This is a genomic window from Ensifer sp. Root954, from assembly GCF_001429005.1.
In the GTDB taxonomy this organism is placed as follows: domain Bacteria; phylum Pseudomonadota; class Alphaproteobacteria; order Rhizobiales; family Rhizobiaceae; genus Ensifer; species Ensifer adhaerens.
Map to the genome: position 1 here is coordinate 97464 of NZ_LMJM01000051.1, position 17191 is coordinate 114654.

Here is a 17191-nt window from a genome sequence, read left to right on the forward strand (position 1 = left end):
TTTAGACATGGCGCGAGGAGACGCCCTTGTTTGGAGGAGAATCAAATGTCAGCTGGCTTCACGAGAAGATCGATTTTGGCCGCTATGGGTGGGGCCGGTGCCTTGGGCGTACTCGGACTGCCCCTGCGTGCGTTCGCGAACGCCGTACCGTCCTATTATCCTGCGGGATACGCCGAGATCATCGAGGCCTCGAAGAAAGAAGGTCGCCTTTTCATCTACTCGAACATGAGCGCCAAATCCTGGGCCGGAATCCAGCGTCGTTTCAACGAACTGTATCCCTGGATCAACGTGGAAATCCTCGAGCTCAACAGCGACGAGCTTATGGAACGCTACATGGCAGAGCGGGGCACGGGCGCGCCGACCTGCGATTTCCTGACGTCTGGGGCGTTGGAGAAATGGTTCGAGCTAATGAAGAAGGGCGAGATTCTCGCCTATGACTCCCCGGAGAAGTCCTATTTTCCCGCTTGGTCGATGCCGCAATCGGGTCTCTACACGATCGCCATCGATCCGCTGTTGATCGTGTACAACAAGCTTTTGCTTTCCGAGGACAAACGTCCGAAGGGCTTGGAAAACCTTGCCGAACTCGTGGACGCCAACCCGGACCTCTTCAATGGCAAGATCGCGGTCTTCGGCGCTGACGTTCAGACGGCCGGTTACCTCGGCCACAAGGACTTCGTCAAACTCCATGGCGATAAGACCTGGGACTGGTTCTCAAGGTTCGGACCCGCGACCAAATCCGAGTCATCTACCGGCGTTGCCGTCGAGAAAATCTTGTCCGGCGAGTACGTGGCCGGGTACTTCCTGGCGTCTGGTATCCCGTGGCAAGCAGCCAAGGACCCGGCACGGTCGGCGGTCATCGGATGGAATTTTGTGAACGACGGCCAACCGCTGATCATCCGCGCCTCCGCAATTCCGGCCGGCGCGACGAACGTGAACAGCGCCAAGCTCTGGCTTGATGTGACGCTGTCGTTCGAGGGGCAGAAGGGTCTTGTCGAAGGCGGCAGGACGCCGTTGCGGGAAGACGTCAAGTCGAGCGACGTAAACGGCGACTTCACATACGCGTCGGTGATCGAAACCGTAGGCGAAAAGAACGTACTCAAGCCGAGCTACGACCCAACCGTGTTCGATGACTACGATGCGTTCGTCAAGCGCTGGCGCGAGGCGTTCGCCCGCAAGTAGCCGTCTCGAACATACGGGCTGGGGAGCGCTCAACGGCGCTCCCCACTGATCTTTTTTGCCATTGGAACCGAAAGCCGCAATGACAAATCCCGCATTGGTTACCAGCAGCCCCGGCAAACCGTCGCTCCGCACCACCGCGCTGAGAGCGGACGTTATCCAATGGGCTGTGCTACTGTTCACGCTCTTCCTGGTTCTTTCCCCCCTTGTTCCTATCGTCTACCAGTCGTTCCTGAGCGGCCCATTGTATGACAGTGGGTCGGACCTGACCCTCACGAACTTCACCAAGCTGGTGGGAAATCCCGAACTCCACGTCGTCCTTTTAAACACGCTCGTGTTCGCGGTTGTGACGACGATTATGGCGCAGGTCATCGGAGCGGTGTTCGCCATCCTGATCGGGCGCACGGACATGCCCTGTCGTACGGCGTTGAACAGCTTCATGCTCGTGCCCCTTGTCGTCTCCAGCTTGGTCCTCGCTTTCGGGTGGACGCTGAGCTACGGACCGTCGGGTTTCGTCACTCTGTTCGTGCAGAGCATCATCGGAATGCGCCCTTGGGATTTGAACACGCTCTCGGGGATGGCAGTCGTCGCGGCTACGACACAAGCGCCGCTCGCCTTTCTCTACTGCCTCGCTTCGGTCGCGATGATCGACCCCACGCTCGAGGACGCCGCACGGAGTTGTGGTGCCAAGCCCCTGAAAATATTCGCCAAGGTCACGCTTCCGTTGATGATCCCGTCGTTGATCTATGGAACGGTCCTCAACTTTACCGCCGCCTTGGACAACTTCAGCATTCCGTTCATTTTCGGAGAAGCTTCGGGCATTCGCCTGTTCATGACGTTCCTTTACGCCAAAGGCCTGCGCGCTCAGAGTCCTGACTATGGCCTTGTCGCGACAGCCTCGCTCATGCTGCTGTTCGTCGTTGCCTTGCTGGTTTTCATCCAGTCACGATTACTGCGCAATGCGCGCCGGTACGTGACGGTGGGCGGTAAGGCGCACCATCCAAAACGGTTCTCCTTGGGCAAATTGCGTTGGCCGGCATTCTTCGTGGTCGCCGCCTACATCCTTCTGTTGGTGGTCTTTCCGATTGGCGTCTTGATCCTGCGCGCATTCACAAGCTTCCTGAGCCCCCTCATCCCTTTTTGGACGCTGTTCACGCTTGAGAACTTCGCCGCGGTCATGGATTCCGATGTGCTGCTGCGTCCGATCATCAACACGATCGTCCTCTCGTTCGTCGGCGGTGGATTGGCGGTGGGCTCCATCTCGATGATCGCGATCGTCACCCACCGGTCTGACTTCCGTTTTTCCCACCAACTCGAATATATCGCGATGATCCCGCGCGCTGTGCCAGGTCTGATCGCAGGTATCGGGATGTTTTATGCGGTCGTCTTCTTCCCGCCGCTCGGTTGGCTAAGCGGGACGATCTGGCTCCTGGCCTTCGCTTACACGGCTCAGGCGATCCCCAAGGCCTACGGTGCGATCGCTCCAGCCCTGATGCAGATCGGGCCGGACCTTGACCGCGCAGCCCGCGTGATGGGCTCCGACTGGTGGACGGCAACGCGCTCGGTGATCTTCCCCTTGCTTCGGCCTTCGCTTGTGGCTGCGTTTTCTCTGCTCTTCATCGCGTTCTTCAAGGAGTACTCGATCGCGATCTTCCTCGTCACGCCGGGAACGGAAGTAATCGGCACCAGTTTGCTGCAGAGCTGGATGCAGGGGCAGATGGGTCACGTGGCCGCCCTCGCAAGCATACAGATCGTCCTCACCATGATCTTCGTCGCGATCTTCCGCATCGCGTTCGGCACGACCGCAAGCGGCCAGTCTGCCTGACCTACGAAAGGTACAACTATGTCTGAACTTAATGTAACGAACCTCTCGAAGGTCTACGGATCGGCCGTGGCGATCAAGGACGTCAACTTTACCGTCAAGGACGGGGAGTTCGTCACGTTGCTCGGCCCGAGCGGATGCGGAAAATCCACGACGCTGGCCGCCATCGCCGGCCTGCAGATGCCCACGACCGGTCGGATCACCGCCGGCTCGACGACCTATTTCGACAGCGACAAGGGCACCGCGCTGCCAGCTGAGGCCAGAGACCTGGGATTGGTGTTCCAGTCGTATGCCTTATGGCCGCACATGTCGGTGACGAAGAACCTTCGGTTTCCGCTCCAGCTTAGAAAGGTGCCCAAGGCAGAGCAGGATCGCCGCATTGCCGACGTCCTCGCATTGGTCGAAATGTCCTCGCTTGCTGACCGCTATCCGCACGAACTCTCCGGTGGGCAGCAGCAGCGTGTCGCTCTCGCTCGCACTCTCGTTTACGAGCCGTCGATCTTACTCCTCGACGAACCGCTGTCGAACCTAGATGCCAAGCTACGGGAGCGCGCACGCACATGGCTCGGGGACATCCGCGACCGTATCCGGCTTACGACGGTTTACGTGACCCACGACCACGGCGAGGCCCTGTCGCTCAGTGATCGGATTGTGGTGATGAACGGCGGACGTATCGTCCAGATCGGGACCCCACGTGAAATCTATGAGCGCCCCAGCGACCCGTTCGTCGCCGACTTCATCGGGTCCAGCAACTTCCTCCATGGCGTTCTGAAGTCTTCACGGGACAAGGACGGAACAGCGGTCGTGACGCTGAAAAACGGCTCTGACATTCGCGTACGTCTTGTGAAGGACATTCCCGCCGGACGCAGCGTCTCGGTCGCAATTCGCCCGGAACGCCTTCTGATCCTCGACTCGTCGTCCAAGCCCTTAGGAGAAGGGACTTTGCTCCAAGTCGAGGTTGCCCACCGAAGCTACTTCGGAGCGCATTGGCATTATGATTTCAATCTTGGCGGCGAGACCATCAAGGTGTCGTCGCAGCGAGAATACGACGGCGAAAAGGTTCAGATTTTCGTGCCCCTTGAAGCACCGCTCGTTTTCGAAATCTCGGATGCCGTCGCCAACCAACCTGCTGTCGCGCTTCAGCGACAGGTTGCCTGATCAGGAGTAACCAATGCGTCTTAGAGATGATGTGGTCGCCACGAAACCGAGCGCGGAGCTTCGAAGGCAGATGAAGGAGGGGCCGTTCCCTCTGAAGGTCGTTTCCGGCTCAACGCCTCACCAGGCCCAACTGGCAGAGATGGCCGGCGTGAGGCTCTTCTCGATATCCGGCTCCGCCACCTCAGCCGAGCTTCTTGGACTGCCTGACGCGGGCCTCTTGAGCCTCACCGAAGTAGTCGACAACGCAAGGAGGGTATGCGCGGCCGTTTCCATCCCCGTCATCGTCGATATCGATACCGGGTTCGGAAACCCCGTTGGCGTCCAGCGCGCCGTCAGCGAAGTCATAAGGGCGGGCGTCGCGGGCTTCTTCATGGAAGACCAGGTTTCACCCAAACGGTGCGGCTACACCGCCGGGACGGAGGTGGTCCCAATCGCGGATATGGTCGGAAAGCTCCGCGCTGCCAAGGACATGCGCGATCGGTTGGATCCGGACGTCGTCTTGATTGCTCGTACGGACGCAAGAAATGCCGTCGGCGGGGGCCTGGACGAAGTCCTGCGTAGGTGCGCCGCGTACTTGGAAGCCGGCGCGGATGTGTTGATGGTCGTTGCGCTCAAGAACCGCGAGGAACTGTGGGCGGTTCGGGAAGCGTTTCCCGACGCGCACCTCAACTGTGTGGTTCACGGCCTTCGGCCACGGCTGACAACGGCTGAATATGCCGAACTGCGACTTTTCAGCCAGTCCGTTAAACTGAACGTTGTCGGCTCCGTAGCGATGTACAGCTTCCTCAAGGACTACGCCGAGCGGGGAGCCGACGCCTACATCGAATATCTCGAACGCAATACCGGCAATCCCCTGGTGGATTTCGGTTTCCTTGACCTCACTGGATTTTCAAAGGTTGTGGAACTCGAGAAGAAGTACCTCTCACGGGAGGCTTTGAAAAAATACGAAAACCAGGATGCGTTCTACAACACGGAGAGCAAAAAATGAGCGCCGACAACGGGATTTTGACCCAAATCGAGATCGAGAAGCTCATCGCGGAATTCAAGAGACTTCCTACTCCGATCATTGGTGATTGCATGGAACGGCTCGTGGGCACGCACAGCTTAAAGGCGTTTCACGGCAAAGCGGCCATGTGCGGCGTCGCGCGAACCGTGCGGGTGGCCGCCGGCGACAACCTATTCATTCACCACGCCCTAAATATGAGCCAACCCGGCGATGTGATTGTCGTCGAAGGTGGCGGTGATGTCCAACGCGCTCTGGTTGGCGAACTCATGATGTTGTTCGCTAAAAGCCGCGGGGTAGCCGGTTTTGTGATCGACGGAGCAATACGCGACGCCTCTACGTTCCGTGCACATGAATTCCCATGCTTCGCCGCCGGACAAACCCTCCGCGGACCCTACAAAAACGGACCCGGAGCAGCCCAGGTCACCGTGACCATTGATGGGATGACCGTCAGTCCTGGTGACCTGATTGTTGGCGACGAAGATGGCGTCATCGCCGTACCTCGCGGCAACGCAGAAACCATCCTCACCATGTCAAAAGCCACCCTTGCAAAAGAGCAGGAAACTAAGCGGGAGATAGCGCAAGGAACCGTGGACAGAAGCTGGGTCGATAAACGGATTGCCGCCCTTTAGTGTTTCGTGAAGGTCGGCATGCCGACCAGCAATCGACCGGGTCGGGCCTTGGCATTGCCAAAACGAGGCCTCTCCTGCACCGGACGTCCAGTGCGACAAGTATAGAAAACAACTGGCCGGCGCACTTCGCCAATTAAGATCGAAGCGCGCATAGTTGTGGAAATCCCAGTGAGGCCGCCACTGCTGTCCGGTGACAACAACTCTTCAGCCTGCCAGGGTTTCCCGCGTCAACAAGGGGGGAACCATGACAACAACAAACGAAATCGCGGAGAACATCGCGAAGGCCCACGGGCTGACTAAGGTCCAGGGCAAGGCGGTCGTTGAGGAGGTATTTGCGGCAATCACCGCTGCGGCAGTCTCTGGAAGCGAAACGTCTATCCCAGGCTTCGGCAAATTCAAGGTGAAGGACACCCCGGAGCGCGAGGCTCGCAATCCCGCGACGGGGCAGATGATCAAGGTCGCGGCCGCCAAGAAGCTGAACTTCGCGCCAGCAAAGGCGCTCAAGGATGCGCTCAACAAGTAGTTAACGAACGAGGCTCCGGCGTCGCCGGGGCCTCGCGCCTTGTCGTCAGAAGGCCCTGACGTTCTCGGCTTTTGATTTTCCCGTCTTGCGATCTTGTCCCAAGTCGTAAGATACCGCCTGCCCTTCTTTCAGGATGTCTCCATATTGCAGTGCTGAGACATGAACGTAGTCGCAGAAAGAACACCAGGATCGAGTGCACTGCGGTAAAATATTGAATCGATTAGACAATGAAAGCGCAGGTGAACGACGCCAGCGCTCACGCGAACGCGTGCGTCACGGCCGTAGGTACTGATCGTCAGTATTCGGGACAAACAAGGTTCTTGCCAACCGTCAAGAATGCGAGAGCTTTGATGCGCGCAGAGTAATCTTCCCGAAGCAGATAGCTGGCCTCAAAATCTTCCAGGTCCCGATCGTCCTTCTCCCTTTCTTCGTCTGAGAGCGACCAGTAAATAGAATCCGACATCTCAAGCGCGTCCCACTTTATGGCGTCGAAGTAACAGTACAACGTTTCATTCTCAGGGACTGGTTTCTCAACCGAGTACCCGAGACGTTGGATTTCCGTTGCGAGAATTCTCCACGCGTAATCTGCTGCTTCAATCGCCTGAGGCAGGACGGCACCAAGCCGGCTATCTAGTTCGCGATCTAGCCGTCCGGCTCGCTCTATTTCCCGTGTGGTCAAATCTGTGCCCTGCATATGCAGCGTATCCTCGCCTCGGTTAGTTAATCGTGAGGCCACCGGCGGATTGGCGCAACGCACGTTATCGCCTTCTAACGATCGCTGGCGCATTGTTTTCTTCGAGACCTGGGAACGTTGACCTTTTTGACACTTCAGCCGTAGGCCCAAACAGCAACAAGAGCACTCACGCGCGGTGGCACTTCGTCAAGAGACAGCGGTCGAAGCGACTAACAAAACCGTTTTGCTCCAACGCTTTGACAGTCGTCTCGCATCGCTCAATCATGCGCCCGTCGCCGTGGCAGTTAGTCCGAAAGCAGCCGGGAGCACCCGCCTCGCTCGTCAACGATCCAGTCGCTCCAATAGCGGCGTCCTACACCCGTGTTGAGCGACAGAATTACCGCTCCGTAGGCCCTTTCCACCTCACCGCCGAATAAGACGGGTGTGATTTTGCCGAGCTTTTCGCGCTTCCGTTTCTGCTTGTAAAATATCGGACCGCCAATAGTTTCAAGGCGCTCGGATAGCGTGGTGCGGTCTGGGAGGTTTTCGTAACGCTCTACGAGCGAATAGTCGGAAAGCCCGTATCGTGACCCTCGGAGTGCCCACTGGACGTTTTGCCTCCAGTTCACGTCCCAGCCCTCGAGCGCAATCTTATTGGCAGTCTCGATGAGTGCGAACAGAGCGCCCGTCAGATCTGCCAGATGCTGCGGACCCCGAGCCCTTCGCGCGATCCCGTCAAACGACTGTAGGCCGTCCACATACGCCTGGTGGGCATCAACGAAGGAAGCCTTTGGCCATGAACGCCTTCGAGACGCGTCGCGCGGTCTAAACCTGATTTCAGCTGAAGGTACGTGCTCCTGGTTAAGCGTGTTTAGCGCACCAACCAGCAACTCCTCGGCCGCTTCCTCCCTTGAGAGCCGAAACACCTCCGACTTATGAAAGCGTATTTCCTCGTCGCTGTACTCGCGCAGCGGAATAGTTCCCTTAATCATAAACACCTCATTGGCTTGTATACCCAATAACTACAATGGATATTACTATATAATATCTCCGCATATTAAAGATTATCAACCGAAATAAATTTAGATGCTACATAAAAATTGCAAAACTGAACGCAGATAAACACCAGAAAGACTTGGATATCACACATAAAAACCGACTGCGGCAAGCTCGATGGGAAAGCGTTCGTAGTCGACCGCAATGGTCTCCATCTCGCTACCGTTCCGGCTCGCGACTACTCGCGCAATGCGGTCGTGGCGCCATTGGCTCCCGGCCTCCCTGCCGCGAACGCAATCGGGGTAATCGGTATTCCCTCGAGTGCGAGGCACTTGAGTTCGCGTACTTCCTGGTCAAGGCCTACGGCGATACGCGTATGCCTTCTCGCCACATGCGTCAGGCCGAGCAGTCCGTACGTGATTTCGTGAAGTCGGCCCGGGCTTACGAGGGCGCCTTGCCCGAGGTTCACTGAACTAGCAAAACCCTGATGTCAGGCGGTTGACATCAGGGCTTTGACGTCAAACGGGGTCACAACTCGATGGCGGAACGAATATTGGCGGGCACCGGCAATTTCGCCGGCACCCTGGAGCGGCGCTGCCCTCTTCATGGGCATCTCACAGTGCCGCATTAATGCGAACGCTCTAGTTTGCCTCTACATACACGGCAGCGGAGATCATGTTCGCCCTAAACTTTGCTTCGGAGAGGTTATGGGCCTGAACTGCGTCGTACATGTGCTCAAGGTCTGTCCGCAAATCGCTTCGCTGAAAGACCGCCGCGACGGCTTCAGAAGTTGCCTTCGTTCCGTGAAGGCCAAGGTCGGCGCAGAATGCGCTTGACTTAACCCGGCCCGCACGTCTGCGAAACTTGATACCCGTGTCAGACACTTCGAGCATCTCAACCGCCTGGACTGGAAGCTCATTTACATGTTTGCAAAAGGCATCTACTGCCGCGCGTGCCTCGGGGCTAGAAACGGGCAACGGAAGCGGAGGCGGAGGCGGAGCAAACCGAAGCGTATATCCGCCAAGACGAATGTTACGAGACTTTTTCACGACGAGAATTCCATCAACGGTCTATGACCATTATCGTCCTTCGGGATTTCGTCGGCCGCAAGCCTAGTTCTAGTGGTTGTCGGAAATATAACACTAATTGATATCCGCGCGACGCGCAGTAACCGCCTCTGACACCGCGAATATCCGCCTAAAGAGGCTCTTGAAGGAACAACCTGATCTGTTCGGCGAGGCCACGGATGATCCGCTGCTGCGGGTCAAGTGGCAAGTTCTTTGACCGCTCAAGCTCGAAGTTCAGCATCCGATGGAGCTGGCCGGCGGCGGCGATGCTTTCGTCCCACGTCCCCGTTTTGTAGTTACGCTTGTCCAAATAGATGGTTGCGACGTCGGCGATCCACTGCAGGCTTGGCAATGGGATGTTCCACAAACCTTCGTCCTCGTGCGCAGTGAGATATTGGTCCACTGTTTCCAGCCCTGCGGTCAATGCGAACGCAACATTCTCCGGCGATACTTCGAACGCAAGCTCACCGACGCTCAACGCGCTTAGCGCGGAGTCGTATAGGCTGCGCTGGAATTTGAGATGCTGGGGTGTCTTCGCCGACATCAACTCATCTCCGTATGAGCCTGGCTCTCGATACACTTCGAACTGTTCGATGACCGGAGCCGTGTCTGAAAACGTCACGCTGTCGAATTCATTGTCTGCAGCCCAGGAGAGCACTGTAAAGAGATCCGACGGCAAATAACCGCCGTTTCGATTCATCGACTTATAGAAGAAGCCGGATTTGCCAATCGGCCCTCCTCCATATGGCCAGTCGTACGGATCCGTTGCCCGGAGAAGCGAGATGGTTCGTTCGGAAATGTGGCGGGTGCTCGTCACGAGCATTTTTTTGCAGGTAGCGTTGTCTGTGTGTGTCATGAATTCAGAGAGCCTAAGTGCGGTTGTCTACATTTATGGTTCTCCGGAAATGAGACATAGGCAACTGAAAAGTTGCCCCTGGCAACTCCTTTTTTGGTCAATCGAAGCAAACTTCCATGAAGACGGGCTAATATGCTTAGTGCCGCAAATTTTTCACGGTACCCTCCTAAGTTATATTGACACCGCCTCACAATGACAGAACAATTTTTATTAACACGAACGCCAGAAAAGCTGTGAGGGGACCCGATGCTCACGAATATATTGGAAGCAAGCTTGTTTCATCTATCCGCAGACGGTGTCAGCGTCCTTCATCGATACGATAGGCATCGTCATGGGCTTGGAGTGACTTCGTACGGTACGGGCTTCCTGTTTCAGGCCAGTACCGCACGGGATATCTCGTCCGCCCCGCGCGACCTTCTCCCTCCTGAACAGTTGAAACTTTGGACGCAAGCCGTCGAGGGCGGATACCGCCATCTTTGGTTTCACGACAAGGGCCCTGTCCTGGAAGCGCCGACCTATGCCGAAGCCGAAGTGGTCGACGCGTTCCTCTCCCCGCAATTCTGTCCGTTGATCGACGATAGCGAAGAAGCGCGCGAGGCGTTGGAAGAACTGGCGGAAGAAGACGCGACCTTCGAGTGTACACCCATGTATTTCGAGCGGACGGCGGAGTGTAAGCTGCGTGAACTCCGTGCGGCGACTTCCAGGTTTGACTACCGTACGCTGAAGTCGGTTGAAGAGATCCGGCTGCTGGCATGCGCGGTCGAATGGGCGAAGCACGGCAGCCACAATCACTGGAGCCGGTGCGACAAGGTCTTCGCGGAGATCAGAGACTGCCTGTTGGGGATGATAGAGTTCAGAATTGCCCAGAGGGAACCGGACATCATGAGCATCGAGGAGGATTTGTTCACGACCAAAACGAGGATCGAGCGAAGCTTGAGGATGACCAGCCAATGGCGGCATGAAGCTGCGTAGCGACCGATTACCGCGAATGGCGGACGAAATTGTCACACGAGCCGCAAGCTGTTTTAGAGTCGTCCGAACTTGATAGCGCCGCCTGCTTTCCAGCCTTCGGGCAAATGGGTCAGCCTACGGCCCCACCCCACGTCGCCTACAATGCGGAGCAGTTCTGATCATGCTGCGCGAGGTCCTTCCCTTTTTAGGAGACCTCGATCTGTGCACTGCCGAACTTCAAAGTCACCCTTATCTTGGGTGGGTATCGCCGTTTTTTGCCTTTCTTCTGCCTTATTTGAGCTCTCGTTTTCGATCAACGACGCCTGTTTTCACCCCCCGAGCGAGTGCGTCTTGAACTTTTTTTGAGCGAATTTTTCCTCAAATCGACCCGCATTTTTCGTTGCGCGAAACGCGTTTCAGTTACCCGGATATTAAGGCGGCTTCGCCGGTCCCGACGGCGTGACGGACGATGCAAAGGCCGGGCCGCGGATAGCGGCGAACCCCTTCGGAGCATCGAACGTGCTCAACGTAAGGGTGTCGGCCACCGGCGGCATAGGACAAACGGCCCGCAGATAACGTGTGGGTGAAAAAAGCAAGATACCGATTACCACGTCCAATGACACGCCCCGCCCATAACCCGCGCGGCCGCGCCCGAAGAAATTGAAAGACTCCAACCCTTTTTCCCGGTGAGCAGGTAATCACGCGTGACGCGCAATCGAAGCCCGGAATCTGCGGGGAACCGTCACGCCGCCGCGATGAAGAATGAAAGACATCATCGCGGCAACACCTCGGACGCCGTCCTCTGCGCGAACCGAGCGTCAGTGGAGATCAAATGCAAGACATCGATGCCGCCGGCCGAATCCAGACGTGAATAACGAAATCAAGACTTCGACAAGCGATCAGAAAAAGCTGCGGTTTTTCCGACGCGGGACCGCTGCTTCGGCAGGGGAATTCGTCATAGTTGAGCTACGATCGCGGGCCGGACCATTTTTTGCGGCAAAATCGGAAAGACAAAATGGACGCCCGTGCCTGCCTATTATGTCCTCTGCTCGGGGTAAAGATAGGCGTCGTTTTTCGCTCCGTGAACGATGCACCGAGCAGTCAAAGGAGGCGCTGTTGACGCCAACCCTCTTCTATATCCGCTGAAAATATTCTAAATCTGTTGGATCGGGCGGCGGGTTCGCAAGAGGAAGCCGGCTCCGAATAAGCAAAAGGGCCACTTTTGGCGAGTGACCCTTTTTAGAGAGGCTGGATAGTTTAGAACGACGTCCGCCTTCCGAAACACGACCACCCCGGCTATCTGTCGGGATGACTAATCGCACACCCAAACCGAGGTTTCTGTGTGCCCATCAGACACTCGAACCGGAAAGGCACTAAGCACCTTCTCGAGTCCAAGGCTCGCGCGTCAATCCGTATATATTGCGTCGCACGGGAAAAATCAACCGGAAAACGGTCAGTAAGCGCGCGCCGGCATTTCCGGCGGACCCGCGGTCGCCGAAGTGCGCCCTTGGGGTGCCTACCGCTGGTTGTCTTCAAGGACTCATACTATCGCAACAAGGCTTCGCAGCAAGCCTGCGAACGAACTCGGCATCCAGCCGATGGAGATAGATATGCAAATGAAGAAGCAAACCTTGATACTTCATCTCGCCGATATCGACGTCTACTCCGAAGAGCAGACTTTCGATGATCTTGCAGAACAGTTTCCGGAAGACCCGTTCTTCTTCTCGGAACACTTCGGAAAACCTGGCGGCCCTATCCATACCTTATCTAGGACCAAGTAACCAACGGTCCACGGGACGTGATTAACTTTCGGTTTACCTGCATATGCCTATTGTTGCGTGAGTGACATCCGCCACGATAGACGGTGGACGACCGGAAGGCATCACGATGAAAAGCATAACCTGCATAGGCTACGCTAACCTTTGAATGGCCGCACCTTGGCTGGTGCATCGGACATCGGATCATCGACGGCCCATATCCGGAGCAAGAGTATGTGTCACTTCCTCAACGATCGCAGACCAGTTTTATCCGGCGACCTTCGCGCGAGGCTGCGAATACGCAGCCGTCAGCGTGATCGTGCAGCTATGGCTCGGTAGCCCGCTGCTCGCCGATCGCGCGGATCGCGATCGCTCTCGTTCAAAGAAGTAACGGCCCAAGCTCACCTCTGACCACGCGCATCCATGCGCTGGATCGGATATCCGCGCCCGACTGCCTTCGAGCACGCTTCCGATCGGGGCTAGCCGTCCACCCTCCTTCGAACGCTTGCGCTCGCGCGACTGTTGCTCAGACGCAACGTTTCGGCCCGCCTTCGGAATGCGGGATGGCGAAGCTATGCGCAAATTCGAGGAACACCACAGTGCTTTACACACACAGAAACGCGGATGCGAAACCGGGTCCTCCCAGTCTTCCTTCCATGCCCGACAGTCGGCGCGCGCGCTTCGACCTCGGGCACAGGGCTCGGCCTGAGCACGGCCGTTCACGTGGGTGCCCACCAGAGAACGTTGAGCGTTCTCGCAGCGCCTCACTGGACCGCCAATCACCTGCCGTTCTCGCACCCAAACCCAAACGGCGGCCCGAGCGAGCCGTCCAGGAGCATCGGCTCCCCGTCCTCAATCTCCTTTTAGCAAAGGCCACGACCATGAACGCCAAACAAATCCTCCGCTTCATGAAAGACCGTGAAGCCGGCATCGATCGTGACAACATCAAAACTGCCCGTGAGCATCTCGTCGCTGACGCGATTTCCTCCGGACGAGACGTAATCGTCGAGGGTGTAGACGAGGACGGGCAGCCGCTTGTCTACAAGAAGTGGGTACCCACGAAGAAATCCACCGGAACCCGCAAGCCCGCGGAACGTACCAAAGGACATTCCCGTGGCTACATTGTCGATCCGGCTAGCAAGCGCGCGATCGGCTTCGAAAGCACGCACGAGATGCGCTGCGCGATGATGCTCCTGGCAAACAAGGACGTCGTGCACCTGGAGGATCAGCCTCCGGCTGTGCACTATCGGGATGCCAAACGCGTTCACCGCAAGCACACCTTCGACTATCGGGCAACATTCGCGGACGGTCGTCGCGTGGCCATCGCCGTCAAGCCGAGCCATCTTCTCGAGTCGAGCGGCATCCGCGATGTCATCAAGCGGATCAAGCCCAAGTTGCACGGGTTCGCGGACCAGGCACTCATCCTCACTGAACGCAACCTCACGATCGCGCGCGGCGACAACGCCGAGCACATCGTGCATGCGCGCCGCTATCGCAACGAAGCCGATTGCGAAGAGCTCCAGGCGTTCCTGGAAGGCGTTCCCGGCATCTTCCGCATCTACGAAGTCGTTAACCGCTTTCCCGACTTCGCCGCGGCCATGAACGCGATGTGGTGCCTGATCTACGACGGCTTCCTCAAGCTCGCTTACCCCGACCGGACCCTTCGCGACGCGCCTTACGCCTACGTCGTGCATCTCCGGAACTGACCCGCGTCATCGATCCAGTTCTGCCAGCAACCACTCCGGAACCGAAAAGGAGCTCCCATGCGCATGCCCACGAAAACCTTCGAAGCACTCCGTCGCCTCAAGCTCGACGTGTGTTATCAGTTGCACAACAGCGGTCACACGCCCAACGCCACGAACTACGACATCTTCGAAGAGGCCTTCCGGGTTGCCCTGCTCTGGCAGGGGTGCTCGTTGGAGGGCGCATGGCAGGGGGCTTTCGAGCTTGTACGTGCCACGCCCCCTGTCGTCGTTCGTGAGTGGCTTGCTGCCTATCAGGACGAGCGCTGTATCGAGGCACGGCAGCAGCGTTCGATCGACGGCGTCTTCCAGCCCCCTCATCCTACCGCCGAGCAGGCTTTCCGCAGCTTGAAGAACGACTGCGAATGTCCGTCCCGCGTACCCGCGCCTTCCCTGAGGACGTTCCAGCACCGGGTGCGACTTGAGCGCAGGCTGGCCAGCGCCATGCAGCGCATTCGGGACCGCGAAGCGAGGCGCAAGCGAGCTTTTGAAAGGGAGCGTGCTCGCATGCCGCAAGCATCGGACTTCATCGCCCGCATCCTGGACATCGCCGAGGCTGAAGGCTTCCGCGTAGTCCGCCATGGCCGTTCCTGAAGCTAGTCCAATCCCAAACTCCCAAGGAGATTGACATGACCCTTGCCTTTTTCGAACCGAACAAGCCCATCGTTCCGATCTTTGTCTTCAATCACGGAGATGGCTTCACCCGCTTCGGCCATGAATTCAAGTTCGTCTCGGCGGAGCCGGGTGGACACCTGTTGTTGAACCTGACCAACGACATCCACGTCGGGTTCACGGACGAACAGATGAAGGAGATGTTCGACGATCCGATCAATCCCCTGGTCTACTACCCGGGCCGCTACCTTCCCGAAGGCGCACGGGCTGCAATGCACCCGCAGACCTTCGTGGGCGACCTCGACGAGGACGATCAGGAAGAAGTGCTCCTCAAGACGATGTTCAGCGAGCGCTTCGTCCGCATGGAAGCGGACAACCCCGAGTGCACGCGCTCGGACGCCAGCATGAGCCGGTTCGTTCCCCCGATGTTCAAGGAGATTCAGACGGGCAAGACGTGGAAAACGCAGCGGGCAATTCCCAGCTGGCGTACTCTTCGCAATTGGATCCGCACTTATGAGCGCGATCCGAACCCGCACTCGCTCGTGTGCCGTCGCGGCCGCTGCCAGAAGAACACCTACTTCGACGCCGAAGTCGAAGCGCTGCTTCGCGAATACACGTTGAAGTACGCAACCGACGAACGACTTCCGATGTATCGCCTCCACAGCAAGATGAAGGACGCCATCGATCTTCTCAACGCCGAGCGGCCGGCGGACAAGCAGCTGAAGGTCCCCTCGCTCAAGACGTTCCAGAACCGGGTCAACGACCTGCCTCCCGCGTTCATCGAACTTGGGCGCAACGGCGAGGAAGCGGCGACGCGGAAGTTCAACGCCATCCACCGCGGGCAGGAGGTCATCCGCCTCGGGCAGCGCGCGGAAATGGACGAATGGCGCATCGACCTTCGAACGTTGCTCTCGCTTTCCCCCTTCTGGAAAACGCTGACCCCCGAACAGAAGGAGCGGGTGCCGAAGATCACGCTGTGGATGACGGCCATCATCGACGTGGCTTCTCGCTGCTTGCTTGGGTTCCGAGTGCATCGCAAGGCTCCCTCCCGCACGACAGCGATCGGTACGCTTGAAATGGCGACGATCGACAAGACCGCCATCGCCAAAGCCTATGGCTGCATCGATCCCTGGGAGTTCGCGCTTACGCCTTCGTCCATCGCGGTGGATTCGGCGACCTGGTACACCGCGACAGCCTTCCGCGTAACTGTCGCGGACCTCGGCGCGACCTTGTTCCTGCCCCCCGCTGGAAAGGCCTCCGCGCGCGGTACGATCGAGCGGTTTTTCCGCACCTGCTCGATCCAGGCACTCGAGGAGCTGACCGGCCGCACCTGGGGTTCGATCGAAGCCAAAGGAGACCGTAATCCCGACGAGGAGGCCAGCGTGACCTTTGACGAGGTTGCGCCTCACCTCACCCGGTTCTTCGTGGACGTCTATCACAACACGCCCCACGCAGGCCTGAACGGCGAGACACCTCGCAATGCTTGGAAGCGCCTCCGGAAGCTCGGCATCACTCCGCCACCGACGGGTGAGCGCCGTCGCCACATCTTCGGCATCAACGTGATGCGGACGATCGCCGCAAACGGCATTCGCTACCTCGGCATCCATTACCAGTCGCGGGAACTGCAGCACATTCGCCGCCGCCGTCGTAACCCCGAAGTGTTGATCCGGATCGATCGGCAGAACCTCGGAGCAGTATCCGTCTGGGACGGTGATGGATGGGTGTCTGTCCCCGCGGTTCACGAAGAGTTCCGGGGCATGAGCTACTGGGCCTGGTCGGCCGCGTGCAGTGAGTTGCGCAAGAAGAACCTCCAGGAGGCGGAATTATCCCGTTCTACGCTCCGCAAGGCCAAGGCGGACATGGCCGCCCATGGGGAAATGATGAAAATCGAAGCCGGCCTCTCGCACGAGGGCCTTACCGAGGACGTCTACTTAGCCTGGGAGAAGAAGATCGACTTCCCCATCAAGATCACCAACAAGGCAAGCTCCCTGCCAGAGGACTTTGTCAAGGAAATGGTGCTGTCCGAAGAGTTCTACGATGCGATCGGCATCACCGGGCTCCCCACCGCTGCCGACCTGAGCAAGGAAAAGAAGGCTCCCGAGAAGGAGGAACCGGACGGCTGGGTCGACCCGCGTGAGCTGCCCGCCACTGATGACGCCGCTCCTTCTGAAGGCGACGGCGACCTAACGCTCGACAACTCTTACGACAGCACTGGAGAATGAA

General features: G+C 57.9%; 14 protein-coding genes and 1 pseudogene. 11 read left to right on the forward strand and 4 right to left on the reverse strand.

Annotated features, from left to right (window positions below; genetic code table 11):
- Positions 1-45 precede the first annotated feature (45 nt).
- The 6 genes from ASE71_RS29800 to ASE71_RS29825 all read left to right on the forward strand — a co-directional run bounded on the left by ASE71_RS29800 (position 46) and on the right by ASE71_RS29825 (position 6314).
- Positions 46-1179: an ABC transporter substrate-binding protein gene (locus tag ASE71_RS29800; protein WP_082566546.1), complete on the forward strand. Its 1134-nt coding sequence runs from the start codon at positions 46-48 to the stop codon at positions 1177-1179.
- Positions 1180-1258: 79 nt separating this feature from the next.
- The gene (locus ASE71_RS29805) at positions 1259-3001 is read left to right on the forward strand and encodes an ABC transporter permease (protein ID WP_063891308.1); all 1743 of its coding nucleotides are present in this window, start codon (positions 1259-1261) and stop codon (positions 2999-3001) included.
- A gap of 66 nt (positions 3002-3067) precedes the next feature.
- Positions 3068-4156 carry an ABC transporter ATP-binding protein gene (locus ASE71_RS29810; protein ID WP_244496959.1) on the forward strand — a complete coding sequence of 363 codons (1089 nt, stop codon included), beginning with the start codon at positions 3068-3070 and terminating at the stop codon, positions 4154-4156.
- Between the two features lie 13 nt (positions 4157-4169).
- Positions 4170-5144: an isocitrate lyase/PEP mutase family protein gene (locus ASE71_RS29815; RefSeq protein ID WP_060521665.1), complete on the forward strand. Its 975-nt coding sequence runs from the start codon at positions 4170-4172 to the stop codon at positions 5142-5144.
- Positions 5141-5791, forward strand: coding sequence for an RraA family protein (locus ASE71_RS29820; RefSeq protein WP_060521666.1), 651 nt, complete (start codon positions 5141-5143; stop codon positions 5789-5791). The genes ASE71_RS29815 and ASE71_RS29820 overlap by 4 nt, the downstream gene beginning before the upstream one ends.
- 190 nt (positions 5792-5981) lie before the next feature.
- Entirely contained in the window at positions 5982-6314 is a 333-nt protein-coding gene (locus tag ASE71_RS29825; RefSeq protein WP_274533453.1) for an HU family DNA-binding protein, read from the forward strand.
- Between the two features lie 45 nt (positions 6315-6359).
- On the opposite strand, the pseudogene ASE71_RS35390 reads toward ASE71_RS29825, so the two are convergent.
- The 4 genes and pseudogenes from ASE71_RS35390 to ASE71_RS29845 form a co-directional block, all read right to left on the reverse strand.
- Positions 6360-6482 (reverse strand): annotated as a pseudogene (locus ASE71_RS35390) (cold-shock protein); the annotation flags it as partial.
- A gap of 127 nt (positions 6483-6609) precedes the next feature.
- Positions 6610-7101, reverse strand: coding sequence for a hypothetical protein (locus ASE71_RS29830; protein WP_156400766.1), 492 nt, complete (start codon positions 7099-7101; stop codon positions 6610-6612).
- 191 nt (positions 7102-7292) lie between these two features.
- On the reverse strand, positions 7293-7979 hold the full coding sequence (locus ASE71_RS29835; RefSeq protein WP_060521669.1) for a hypothetical protein: 687 nt from the start codon (positions 7977-7979) through the stop codon (positions 7293-7295).
- Positions 7980-9180: 1201 nt separating this feature from the next.
- Positions 9181-9906, reverse strand: coding sequence for a hypothetical protein (locus ASE71_RS29845; RefSeq protein WP_156400767.1), 726 nt, complete (start codon positions 9904-9906; stop codon positions 9181-9183).
- Positions 9907-10152: 246 nt separating this feature from the next.
- Between ASE71_RS29845 and ASE71_RS29850 the strand changes: the two genes are divergently transcribed.
- The 5 genes from ASE71_RS29850 (at position 10153) to ASE71_RS29865 (ending at position 17190) form a co-directional block, all read left to right on the forward strand.
- Entirely contained in the window at positions 10153-10878 is a 726-nt protein-coding gene (locus ASE71_RS29850) for a hypothetical protein (protein ID WP_060521672.1), read from the forward strand.
- A gap of 1589 nt (positions 10879-12467) precedes the next feature.
- Positions 12468-12638: a hypothetical protein gene (locus ASE71_RS36080; RefSeq protein WP_156400768.1), complete on the forward strand. Its 171-nt coding sequence runs from the start codon at positions 12468-12470 to the stop codon at positions 12636-12638.
- Positions 12639-13270: 632 nt separating this feature from the next.
- A complete protein-coding gene (locus ASE71_RS29855) occupies positions 13271-14320 on the forward strand; it encodes a hypothetical protein (protein WP_156400769.1) in 1050 nt (349 codons plus the stop codon).
- A gap of 57 nt (positions 14321-14377) precedes the next feature.
- Complete coding sequence (locus ASE71_RS29860) at positions 14378-14950, forward strand: hypothetical protein (protein ID WP_060521676.1); 573 nt, start codon at positions 14378-14380, stop codon at positions 14948-14950.
- Positions 14951-14985: 35 nt separating this feature from the next.
- Positions 14986-17190, forward strand: coding sequence for a Mu transposase C-terminal domain-containing protein (locus ASE71_RS29865; RefSeq protein ID WP_060521677.1), 2205 nt, complete (start codon positions 14986-14988; stop codon positions 17188-17190).
- The last annotated feature ends 1 nt before the right edge of the window (position 17191 follow it).